Origin of the sequence: Bacillus sp. FSL M7-0558 (assembly GCF_038003245.1) — a bacterium.
GTDB classification, from domain to species: domain Bacteria; phylum Bacillota; class Bacilli; order Bacillales; family Bacillaceae; genus Bacillus; species Bacillus pumilus.
In genome coordinates this window covers 1,650,828-1,662,603 of the sequence record NZ_JBBOOU010000001.1, presented here as the reverse complement: position 1 = coordinate 1,662,603, position 11,776 = coordinate 1,650,828, and the positions used below count along the sequence as shown (strand labels likewise).

Annotated in this window: 13 protein-coding genes; all 13 read right to left on the bottom strand. The window is 41.6% G+C overall.

Annotation, left to right across the window (positions count from 1 at the left end; translation table 11 throughout):
- Positions 1-38 precede the first annotated feature (38 nt).
- The 13 genes from MHB79_RS08275 to rnpM all read right to left on the bottom strand — a co-directional run bounded on the left by MHB79_RS08275 (position 39) and on the right by rnpM (position 11,763).
- Positions 39-311, bottom strand: a complete 273-nt coding sequence (locus tag MHB79_RS08275; RefSeq protein ID WP_340990586.1) for a YlmC/YmxH family sporulation protein — start codon at positions 309-311, stop codon at positions 39-41.
- Positions 312-381: 70 nt separating this feature from the next.
- Entirely contained in the window at positions 382-1,305 is a 924-nt protein-coding gene (locus MHB79_RS08270; protein WP_226805197.1) for an aminoglycoside phosphotransferase family protein, read from the bottom strand.
- A 73-nt stretch (positions 1,306-1,378) separates the two neighbouring features.
- Positions 1,379-2,608: a M16 family metallopeptidase gene (locus tag MHB79_RS08265; protein WP_340989465.1), complete on the bottom strand. Its 1,230-nt coding sequence runs from the start codon at positions 2,606-2,608 to the stop codon at positions 1,379-1,381.
- Between the two features lie 33 nt (positions 2,609-2,641).
- Complete coding sequence (locus MHB79_RS08260) at positions 2,642-3,595, bottom strand: polysaccharide deacetylase family protein (RefSeq protein ID WP_374726256.1); 954 nt, start codon at positions 3,593-3,595, stop codon at positions 2,642-2,644.
- 114 nt (positions 3,596-3,709) lie between these two features.
- Positions 3,710-5,827 (bottom strand): polyribonucleotide nucleotidyltransferase, encoded by a 2,118-nt coding sequence (pnp, locus tag MHB79_RS08255; protein WP_340989463.1) that lies wholly within the window; start codon positions 5,825-5,827, stop codon positions 3,710-3,712.
- Between the two features lie 181 nt (positions 5,828-6,008).
- Entirely contained in the window at positions 6,009-6,278 is a 270-nt protein-coding gene (rpsO, locus tag MHB79_RS08250; protein WP_012009997.1) for a 30S ribosomal protein S15, read from the bottom strand.
- 140 nt (positions 6,279-6,418) lie between these two features.
- Complete coding sequence (gene ribF, locus MHB79_RS08245; RefSeq protein ID WP_309216713.1) at positions 6,419-7,384, bottom strand: bifunctional riboflavin kinase/FAD synthetase; 966 nt, start codon at positions 7,382-7,384, stop codon at positions 6,419-6,421.
- Positions 7,385-7,402: 18 nt separating this feature from the next.
- Positions 7,403-8,332 (bottom strand): tRNA pseudouridine(55) synthase TruB, encoded by a 930-nt coding sequence (gene truB, locus MHB79_RS08240; protein WP_340989460.1) that lies wholly within the window; start codon positions 8,330-8,332, stop codon positions 7,403-7,405.
- 68 nt (positions 8,333-8,400) lie between these two features.
- Entirely contained in the window at positions 8,401-8,751 is a 351-nt protein-coding gene (rbfA, locus tag MHB79_RS08235) for a 30S ribosome-binding factor RbfA (RefSeq protein WP_003210803.1), read from the bottom strand.
- Positions 8,752-8,768: 17 nt separating this feature from the next.
- On the bottom strand, positions 8,769-9,047 hold the full coding sequence (locus MHB79_RS08230; protein WP_012009994.1) for a DUF503 domain-containing protein: 279 nt from the start codon (positions 9,045-9,047) through the stop codon (positions 8,769-8,771).
- The gene (gene infB / locus MHB79_RS08225; RefSeq protein WP_003212253.1) at positions 9,044-11,164 is read right to left on the bottom strand and encodes a translation initiation factor IF-2; all 2,121 of its coding nucleotides are present in this window, start codon (positions 11,162-11,164) and stop codon (positions 9,044-9,046) included. The genes MHB79_RS08230 and infB overlap by 4 nt, the downstream gene beginning before the upstream one ends.
- 19 nt (positions 11,165-11,183) lie before the next feature.
- Entirely contained in the window at positions 11,184-11,486 is a 303-nt protein-coding gene (locus tag MHB79_RS08220; RefSeq protein ID WP_034619894.1) for a YlxQ family RNA-binding protein, read from the bottom strand.
- The gene (gene rnpM, locus MHB79_RS08215; protein WP_003210758.1) at positions 11,479-11,763 is read right to left on the bottom strand and encodes an RNase P modulator RnpM; all 285 of its coding nucleotides are present in this window, start codon (positions 11,761-11,763) and stop codon (positions 11,479-11,481) included. The genes MHB79_RS08220 and rnpM overlap by 8 nt, the downstream gene beginning before the upstream one ends.
- Positions 11,764-11,776 lie beyond the last annotated feature (13 nt).

The following is an 11,776-nucleotide window of genomic DNA, read 5'->3' as shown; positions in this document are numbered from 1 at the left end:
TGAACAAATCGAAGAGAGAAAAGAAAAAGAGCACCCATTTATGATGGATGCTCTTTTTCCCCGGGCGGCTGAAGTGCTTTAGGCACATCGAGAATGATCATATCTGATCCTATTTTTTGAATGTGATTCCACGGGACGCGGATGTCATTTCCTTGCTTTCGAAAGCCAAACCACTTCACAGAAGGTATGATGAGTGCTGTGATTTGACCGTCCTGTTCATTGATTTCAAGGTCGGTTTGTCCAAGCACGCCAAGCCGCTCCGCTCTTTTGATATCAACGATCTCTTTTCCTGACAGCTCGCTTAGCCTCAAAATCGCATCACTTCCCTTCCGTATCATATATGCAGCCACAAGAAGAAATAGACCGTCCCGCTTTTGCAAGTTATGCATGATGCCAATTTGAATACCAAGCTGGTTTCAGTTGATGAAAGTGATCATGGTCTGCCAGCATTCTCTCCACTCGGTTCACCATATCTTGTACATGTTCAGTGTCATAAGAAAGCGTCCAGACAATAGAAGAAAAGCAGCTCATTGCTGTATAGATAGAAAAAAGAAGCCAAAAATCGTCTGTGACCTGCGTATTTACATAGTGATCCAGTTGCCCTGCTGAAAACGGAATACTATTTTCTCGGCTAAATAAGGACAATTTATAAAAATCATGAACCGGGTCACCCCAGTCAGATTGATCAAAATCAATGACGCCGGCATACTCACCTTCTTGTATGATGATATTCCCCAAATGAAAATCATCATGCTGGAATTGATTAGGTCTCGCCTTTACCGCATCAGCATGTGATTTGATAAAATCTAATACGAATTGCTCTTTCGTAAAGGTCACTCCACTTGATTGATAGGCATGTACATACCGTTCATGTTTCGCCATGACTCTCTCATCCCATGGCGCGACATGAGAAGGTGCGGGACATGTATGCATGAAATTCAGCTCTCTGCCTGCCCGTCTTCCGATTTCATACTGCTCTTCATTTGTAAGCAGATGGATGGATGCTCTAGCGTTCTCTCCTTCAATAAAAGAGAAAATACGATAGGTACAGTTAAGTTCAGGATTCATTCCAACCTCCATGACTTCAGAACATAGAAGCCCTCGATTTTTAAACTTTTGCTGAACTGAAGCTTTTCTTTTAAAATTAGTATACGTTTTGAGATTTGATAGCTTGAGCACCAGCTTTTCACTTGAGGATGTTGTGACGAGGTAAGTACGGTTTCCAGAAAAGCCAGATGTCATCGGCTGAAAGGAGATGGCTTGTGTCAGAAGCGGAGAGAGGAGTTTCAGTTTTTCACGTTCCATGTAAGTAGTGCCCCTTTCTACTTGATATACAATAAACGGCAGACCTCTTAAGAAGCCTGCCGTGTTGTTTACATTATGATGGCTGATCACCCGTAGGACTAATAAGCGAGAGTGCATAATCCTCTGTAAAGATTCGTTTTGATAAGTTATTCACACCGTCTAATGTGACTTTGTTGATTTCTTCAATAATTTCATCAAGTGTACGATGTTTGCCAAGGAGCAGTTCATTTTTACCGTTTCGGCTCATCTTGCTGTTTGTGCTTTCAAGGCTGAGCATCAGGTTCCCTTTCATTTGCTCCTTAGAGTTTTCAAGCTCTTTTTGCGTAATTCCCTCACGCTTTAAGACGTCCAGCGTTTGTAAGATGGTTTCAGAGAGCAGGTTTAACTGCTTCGCTCCAGTCCCGCCATAAATCGTCAGCATGCCGTTATCTGCAAATGAACTGTGATAGCTGAAAACAGAATAGGCGAGGCCTTTGTCTTCTCTTACATCCTGGAACAAGCGGCTGCTCATGCTTCCTCCAAGAACATTATTTAAGACGATTAAGTCATAGATGCCTTTGTCTCCAGCTGGGAGGCCATTAAAGCCCATGCATAGATGCGCTTGCTCTGTTTCCTTTTTGCGTGTGAGCTTGTCATAGTGAAATTGCGGCGCTTCTACAGACTGTTTTTTTCCTTTCGTTTCATACGAACCGAACAACTTTTCAACTTCACTAATGAATGTGTCATCCACATTCCCTGCAACAGAGATAACGACGCGGTCCGGCGTGTAGAATTCATCCATATAAGCTCTAAGAGAGTCCCCGTTAAAGGTAGAAAGTGTTTCTTCGGTTCCTAAAATCGGGAACCCTAAAGAATGATCACCATAAATCGCTTTGCTCAACAGATCGTGAACGATATCATCAGGTGTATCCTCATACATTTTGATTTCTTCATATACTACATTTTTTTCTTTTTTCAGCTCTTCTTCATCAAAAGCAGAGTGGAAGAACATGTCGCTTAATACATCGAGGGCGTAGCCGGCATGTGAATCAAGCACCTTTGCATAGTAGCAAGTGTATTCTTTTGACGTAAAGGCATTTACTTGACCACCGATGCGGTCAAAGGATTCTGCGATATCACGTGCAGATCTCGTCTTTGTCCCTTTAAAGAACATATGCTCTAAAAAGTGTGAGATTCCGTTAATTTCTGGTGTCTCATGTCTAGAACCCGTTCCAATCCAGACGCCAATTGCGACAGATCTTACAGTGGGATTGTTTTCAAGTACAATTCTTACTCCGTTTTGGCATGTATACGTTTTGACCAAGTTTTGCTCCTCCTATTCAACAAACAGATCGGATCACGGATGTCTTTTTTCACTTAGGAGGTCAGAAACCGTTCCTAATTCATATCCTCTTTCCTTGATTTGAATGATAAGTGCGTCAAGACTTTTCGCCGTCGAATCTGTTGGATGCATTAATATCATCGCCCCATTGTGAATTTTCCCAAGCACCCGTTTTTGTAGTATGTTTGGTGACGGTTTTTGCCAGTCAATGGTGTCTACCGTCCACATAATGGTTTCCATTCCTTCTTCTGCGGCAAGCTTCACTGTTTCTTCTTTAAAGCTACCGCTTGGAGGGGCGAACCACTTCGGTTTTTTTCCAAGGGATTCTTCAATTTGACGATTTGTTTTGGTAATCTGCTCTAATGCTCGTTCTCTTGTCAGTGTGCGCATATCTGGGTGATTGTATGAATGGTTTCCAATTTCATGACCATCTGCCACGATCTTTTTAGCAAGATCCGTGCTTTTTTTCACCCATTTGCCCTCTAAGAAAAAGGTCGCCTTGACCTGATGCTTTTCCAGTGTCTTTAACATCTTGATTAAATGCTCGTCGCCCCAAGCCACGTTGATGAGGAAAGCATTCATTTTTTTATCTGGATGTCCCTTGTAAATGGGTTCAGCACCAAGTTCATGTAAATGAATAGAAGGTTTTGTTTCATTGAAAACAAGCAGCTTTTCATCAAATGACCCTTGTTTTTTCATTTTTTCATAAGAGGCATCGATATTGACCGTCTGTCCATTTAGACCAGGCATCTTTTTCCACACTTTATCAATCTTAGCATTTTGCGCCTTCACTTCATAGTCAGAAGACTTCGATTCAATCTCTTGATATAAAATATCTTTTGAAACAGATGCAACCTCAGCATGCTCTTTCATTGATTCAATATATGTAACAGCAGCCGGCTGCTTCATCGTTTGATATGACACGAGCAGTAAAAATACAAACACAATGAATGGTAACGTTTTTTTCAATGGTTGTCCCTCCCCTTTACCACAAATTATGATGGGGAGAAACAAGCTAGAACTATTGTTAGCGCAAGAAAAGAAAGAAGCCTGGTACGGATACCTGGCTTCTAACATATTTCATTAAGTCTGTTTTTCTTCTTTTTCCTTTTCTTCACGTAAAACAGCTTTGCGAGAAAGGTTCACACGGCCTTGTTTATCGATTTCAGTGACTTTGACAAGTAATTCATCGCCAATCTTCACGACATCTTCTACTTTGCCTACACGATCAAGCGCAAGCTCAGAAATATGAACAAGTCCATCTTTGCCGCTGAAGATTTCAAGGAAAGCACCGAATTTTTCAATGCGTTTTACTTTACCTAAGTAAAGTTGTCCTACTTCAACTTCTCTCACAAGATCTTCAATGATTTTCTTCGCTTTTTGGTTCATGTCTTCTTCTGTAGAAGAGATAAAGATTGTACCATCTTGTTCAATATCGATTTTCACACCGGTATCTTCGATGATTTTATTGATTTGTTTACCGCTTGGTCCAATGACATCGCGAATTTTATCAGGATTGATTTTCATCGTTAAGATTTTTGGTGCATAACGAGACAACTCTCCTCTAGAAGCAGGAATCGTTGACAGCATGCTATCTAAGATTTCCATTCTTCCTTTTTTCGCTTGTTGGAGCGCTTCTTCCAAAATGTCTTTTGATAGACCATCGATTTTGATATCCATTTGAAGTGCTGTTACACCTTTTGATGTACCTGCAACTTTAAAGTCCATATCACCAAGTGCATCTTCCATTCCTTGAATGTCTGTCAGCACTGTGTAGTATTCACCGGATTTCACAAGTCCCATTGCAATCCCTGCAACTGGTGCTTTAATTGGAACACCCGCATCCATCATCGCAAGTGTGCTTGCGCAAATACTTGCTTGTGAAGTAGATCCGTTTGATTCTAGTACCTCAGACACAAGGCGAACCGTATAAGGGAAATCTTTTTCAGATGGGATCACTGGTTCTAATGCCCGTTCACCTAGCGCTCCATGTCCAATTTCACGGCGGCCTGGGCCACGCATTGGACCTGTCTCACCAACACTGAATTGAGGGAAGTTGTAATGGTGCATGAAGCGTTTTGATTCTTCAACGCCTAGACCATCAAGAATTTGCACATCGCCAAGTGCACCTAATGTACAAATACTGAGCGCCTGTGTTTGTCCTCTTGTAAATAGACCTGAACCGTGCGTTCTTGGTAGAAGTCCTACTTCTGAAGAAAGTGGACGGATTTGATCTACACCACGTCCATCTGGACGTACTTTCTCTTCAGTGATCAGACGACGAACTTCATTTTTGACAAGCTTGTTTAATACGTCTTTCGCTTGTTTAATTGTCGCTTCGTCGCGATCTTCTTCTTCAAATTTCTCAACCACAGCTTTTTTCACTGCACTGATTGCATCTTCACGTGCATGCTTCTCATGTACTTGAATCGCTTTCAGCAGGTCTGTTTCAGCAAGTGCTTTTACTTCGTCTGCTAACGTTTGATCTACTTCATATAGAGGAATATCGATTTTTGCTTTACCGACTGCTTTGACAATTTCCTCTTGGAATCCGATTAAACGTTTGATCTCTTGGTGACCATACATGATAGCTTCAAGCATTGTTTCTTCTGGTACTTCATCAGCACCAGCTTCGACCATGTTGATCGCATCTTTTGTTCCAGCGACTACAAGGTTGATGTCACTTTGTTCAAGCTGTTCTACATTGGGATTGATGATAAACTTTCCATCAACTCGTCCTACTGTAACGCCAGCGATTGGTCCCTCAAATGGAATGTCAGACACACATAATGCTAAAGATGAGCCAAACATTGCAGCCATTTCAGATGAACAATCTTGATCCACACTCATGACGATACTAATAACTTGTACTTCGTTTCTAAATCCATCAGCAAATAATGGACGGATTGGTCTATCAATTAAGCGGCTCGCAAGGATCGCTTTTTCACTTGGACGGCCTTCTCTTTTAATGAAGCCACCAGGAATTTTACCTACTGCGTATAATCTTTCTTCATAGTTCACAGTGAGCGGGAAGAAATCAAGTGGTTTTGGTTCTTTAGAAGCTGTTGCTGAGCTAAGCACAGCTGTATCTCCGTAGCGTACGAGGACCGCTCCGTTTGCTTGCTTTGCAAGCTGGCCAGTTTCAACTGTCAGTTGACGTCCAGCCCAGTCTATGGTGAAGACATGTTTCTCTTGTCCCATTCTGAGAAAAACTCCTCTCTTATCTTGAAATTTTAGTTAATTCTTATTATGAACAAAATGATTTTCACATATCAATGTGAAAGGTGTATGTAGAAGGGTTTTTGCCATTCTTTCAACATTTTAACCATAAAATATTAGTGATTATACGATAAAAAAGCGGGAATCCTCCCGCTTTTTACGATTATCGACGTAAGCCTAGTTTGTTAATTAACTCACGGTAACGAGTTACGTCTTTATTACGTAGATACGTAAGAAGATTACGACGTCTACCTACCATTTTCAAAAGACCGCGACGTGAGTGGTGATCTTTCTTATGAGTACGTAAATGCTCGTTCAAGTTGTTAATTGATTCTGTTAGGACAGCGATCTGAACTTCTGGAGATCCAGTATCAGATTCGTGTGTTTTGAACTCACTAATTAATTGAGTTTTACGCTCTTGAGTAATAGCCATCCTGTTTCACCTCCAAATCATGTTAGCCCCATCTACCTCGCAACCGTCGGTGAAGTCGGCCTGCCAAGTAAGTGGTTTTAAAGCTACAGGAATAATCATACTAAAAATATGCTGAATTTGCAAATGGTAGAGCTGTTTTTCTATGAATTTTTTGTTTGCTTTCGCTGATGTTGAAAAAACTGAATCGCTTCTTCTTTATCTTGACTGATTTGAGCCGTTAACTCCTGGATTCCGTTAAATTTTTGCTCACTGCGAATGCGCTTGAACCACTGTAATTTAATCGGTTCACCATATATTTCTTCGTTAAAACCAAAGAGGTTTACTTCAATGGCAGGTTGATCAGGACGTTTTTCATAAAAGGTTGGTTTATAGCCAACATTACAAACACCTTCATACACTTTGCCTTTCACTTCTGCTCTTACTGCATAAACCCCTGTTGGCGGAATGATATACTCAGCAGATAAACCAACATTCGCAGTCGGAAAGCCGATCGTCCGTCCTCGTTTATCACCATGAATGACAATACCGCGCAGCTGATACGGTTTTCCTAAAAGCTCACTCACATATTCAACATCCCCATTTTTCAATGCAGAGCGTATGAGTGTTGAGCTGACTTTTCGGTCTTGATTGGACAACTTAGGAACGATGGTGGCCGTGATACGCCCTTTTCCGTACTCATCGAAGGTTTCCATTGTACCTGCACCAAAACGGCCAAACGTAAAATCAAAACCAGCTACTGCGTGCTTCACATTCAGCTCATCTAAATATTGATCGACAAACTCTTGAGGAGATAGCGCTGCAAAGCTTTCGCTGAACTGCACAATGTATAAATAGTCAGCGCCCAGTTGTTCGATGAAATCAATTTTATCCTCAAGCGGTGTAATTAAGTCCTTGGGTTCACGTGCTTTTTGCAAAACATGTGATGGGTGCGGATGAAAGGTCATGACCGCTAAAGCCAATCCTTCTTTTCTCGCAATGCTTTTTGCTGCGTCAATCACTTTTTGATGTCCGAGGTGAACACCGTCAAAATACCCTAAAGCCATAACAGACGGGTCTTGATCCTTTTGATTCAATGTATGTGGGTGTGAAATATGTATAGTCTTCACGAGATGGTCACCTTTTCTTTAAGATTGCTTGTCCTGAGATAAGATCTTCGCCGGCTTCATCAGATTCTGTTTGGTCGGGTGCTTCATATATATCGCCATACACCGGCCTGAAGGAGCAAAGACAGCGACACGATCTTCCTCTGCGAAATGAGCGAATTCATCAGGCATGGGCAGGACTGCACCGTTTTCCACTTTACTTGCTAATGTATCATTTATCTCCCATTTCGGCAAATGATTGAGCGCACGCTCGATCGGGACAAGGTGCTTATCTACTGTGCCTTCTTCGCTTATATCTCGCAGCTCATCAAGGGTGATGCACTCATCTAGTGTAAAATCACCTGATCCTGTGCGAATGAGATGTGACATATGAGCTGGAAATCCTAGTTTCTTTCCAATATCAACTGCTAAGGTTCTGACATACGTTCCTTTTGAACATAAAACGGTGAATCTGAATGATACTTTTCCATTTTCAAATAAAGCAGGTGTTGTCCGCTCGATACGGTGAATCGTAATCTTGCGGCTCGGCCGCTCAATTTCAATGCCTTCTCTTGCATATTCGTAGAGTTTTTTTCCGCCAATTTTCACAGCCGAAAACATAGGAGGAATTTGTTTAATGGTTCCTTGAAACTGTTTCAGCACAGCATCAATGTCTTCTTCTGAGATGGGGTTTTGCACCTTTTTTTCTTCTACGATCTCACCTGTTTGGTCTTCTGTTGTTGTAGAAAATCCAATCGTGATTTCTGCATCATACGTTTTCGATTTATCTGTTAAGTATTCGACAATCTTCGTTGCTCTTCCAATACAAATGGGCAGAACACCTGATACCTCGGGGTCGAGGGTGCCTGTATGTCCGACTTTTTTTGTATGTAAGATCTTTCTCACTTTGAACACACAGTCGTGAGAGGTCATCCCTCTTTCTTTATGTAATAAAAGAACACCATTTACCATCTGCGCTCTCTCCTTTCGTAAACGATGAAAAAGGACAGACGATCATCGCCTATCCTTATTTCAACGTCTTATTCGTGATCTTTTGTGTTTAGTTCAGCAATTAGGCTTTCAATTCGGTTTCCGTAATCCACGGATTCATCGAATTCAAAGTGCAGTTCTGGTGTTTTGCGAAGTCTAATTCGATTGCCAATTTCAGAGCGGATATACCCTTTAGCCTTAGCAAGGCCTTTTAAGGTTTCCTCTCTTTTCTTCTCGTCACCGAGAACAGAAATGTAAACTTTCGCAATTTGCAAATCACCGGTTACTTCGACATCGGTTACAGTCAAAAAGCCGATTCTTGGATCTTTTAGCTTTCTGCCTAGGATGTCGCCTAATTCTTTTTTCATCTGCTCACCCACGCGGGTTGCTCTCATACTCATGATCATATCACCTCTAATTAAAACCACTCAGTTTTCGTGATCGTTCGTTCAATTTCAGGAAAAGAATCAATAAAGCTTAAAACACGCTGCAATTCCTTTTCCACTTGAACCCGAGATGAGGAAATCACGGCGATTCCAATTGATGTACGCTGCCATGTGTCCTGGTAATCCATTTCAGCCATGGTTACATTGAATTTATGGCGCGTTCTTGTCAATATACGCTGAAGAACCGCACGTTTTTCCTTCAGTGAGGAGGCATCATAAATGATGCACTCACATTCGGTATAACCGATCATTTTCTTTCGATTTCTTGCATAACAAATGATTCCAGAACATCGCCTTCACGGATATCATTGTATTTCTTAATGGTAATACCACATTCATAACCTTGTGAAACTTCTTTCACGTCATCTTTGAATCGTTTTAATACGTCGACTTCGCCTTCAAAAATAACGACGCCGTCACGAATTAAGCGGATACCACTATCTCTTGTGATGGTTCCTTCAGTGACATAACCACCAGCAATTGTACCGATTTTAGATACTTTGAACGTTTGACGAACTTCAACTTGACCGATGACTTTTTCTTCATATTCAGGGTCAAGCATTCCTTTCATCGCCGCTTCAATTTCATCGATGACTTTATAAATAATGCGGTGTAAGCGGATATCTACGTTTTCTGTTTCAGCTGTGCTCTTCGCGTTTCCATCAGGACGTACGTTAAATCCGATCACGATCGCATTAGAAGCACTTGCTAAAATAATATCAGATTCTGTAATCGCTCCTACACCCGTATGGATGATTTTCACTTTTACGCCTTCTACTTCAATTTTTTGAAGAGCGGCCGTCAGTGCTTCAGCAGAACCTTGTACGTCTGCTTTCACGATCAAGTTGATATCTTTCACTTCACCTTGTTTGATTTGCTCAAATAGGTCATCTAGAGATAATTTCGCTTTGTCTGAACGCTGTTCATCAAGCTGTTTCGAAGCACGCGCCTCACCTACTTGACGAGCTGTTTTTTCATCTTTGAATACGAGGAACTGATCCCCTGCATTTGGTACATCGTTTAAACCAGTGATTTCAACAGGTGTAGATGGTCCTGCTGTTTTCACGCGGCGCCCGATGTCATTGACCATTGCACGAACGCGCCCAAATGTATTTCCGACAACGATTGGGTCACCTACTTGAAGCGTACCAGTTTGAACAAGAAGGGTTGCAACTGACCCTCTTCCTTTATCAAGCTCAGCCTCGATAACAGTCCCTTTTGCCGCACGATTTGGGTTGGCTTTCAGTTCTCCAACTTCGCTGACAAGAAGGATCATTTCGATCAATTCGTCAATGCCTTCACCTGTTTTTGCAGATAGAGGAACGAAGATCGTTTCGCCGCCCCAAGCTTCTGGTACTAGACCATGCTCCGTTAATTCCTGCATCACACGGTCAGGGTTCGCTGTTGGTTTGTCAATTTTGTTGACAGCAACAATGATTGGCACTTCTGCTGCTTTCGCATGGTTAATAGCTTCTACCGTTTGCGGCATCACACCATCATCTGCTGCCACGACTAGAATGGTTGTATCCGTTACCTCGGCACCACGTGCACGCATCATTGTAAAGGCTGCGTGTCCAGGTGTATCAAGGAACGTGATTTTCTTGCCGTTTTCTTCAATTTGGTATGCACCGATATGCTGCGTGATTCCACCAGCTTCGCCTTCAACGACTTTCGTCTTACGAATGCTGTCAAGAAGCGTTGTTTTCCCGTGGTCAACGTGTCCCATGATCGTCACAACTGGAGGGCGTACTTGCATATCTTCTTCTTTATCTTCCACTTCATACTTTTCAAGTTCAGTTTCTTCTAAAATAATGACTTCCTCTACTGGAACGCCATATTCAGAAGCGATTAGTTCAACTGTATCTTTATCCAGCTCTTGGTTAATGGTTGCCATTACACCAAGCATCATCAGCTTTTTGATAATTTCAGCTGTTTCTTTTCCAAGCTCTTCAGCCAGCTGGCCGACTGTCATTGAATTTGTAAATTCAATTTTTTCAGGAAGCTCTTTCTTAGGCTTCACAGGTCTAGCTTGTTGATGCTGCGATTTGTTATTCCCACCGCGTTTATTTTTGTTTTTGTTTTGGTTGTTGTTTTTTTTGTTTTTATTAAATTGATTATTCTGCACGTCATTCTTCTTTCTATCATTGTTTTTGTTAGATGATTGTTTTTTTTGTTCTGCGGGTTTCTCGTTAGTTGTCTCTTTTGCTTTGGCTTTTTTATAGATAGCGTCTAGCTTTTTCACAGTGTCGTCTTCAAGCGTCGCCATGTGGTTGTTCACTTCCACATTCATATCCTTAAGCGCTGCTATAATATCTTTACTTGAAACATCTATGGCTTTTGCGTATTCATATACTCTCACTTTAGCCATTCGTTCACCCCCAAATAAATTAATCGAGCAAGCTTATAAGCTTCTTAGCGAAGCCTTGGTCAGTGACAGCGACAACTACGCGAGCTTCTTTCCCAATAGAACGTCCGAGAACGGAACGGTCTTCAATTTTTCTAACCGGAACATTATAAAATTTGCATTTGTCAGATACCTTTTTCTCTGTGTTCGGTGAGGCATCTGCTGCAAGAAGAACCAGCTTAGCACGCGCATGTCTAACTTCTTTGATCACAAGATCTTCTCCTGACACGACTTTACGAGCTCGATTTGCTAGACCAAGCAAAGGATACCACTTAGAATCAGTCATTTGGTTTTTTCACCTTTTCAGCTAGTTCTAGTAATTCTTCAAATATGTGTTCGTCAATCTGTGTCTGAAATTGCTGCTGTAAACTGCGTTTGTTCTTTGCCGCAAGAATGGTTTCTTTATCGAGAGAAAGGTAAGCTCCGCGTCCGTTCTTTTTTCCAGTTGCGTCAACAGACACTTCACCTTCTTTAGAACGAACAACACGGATCAGTTCTTTCTTTGGTTTCATTTCTCCCGTCACGACACATTTTCTAAGCGGGATTTTTTTTCGGCTATTCACCTTTTACATCACC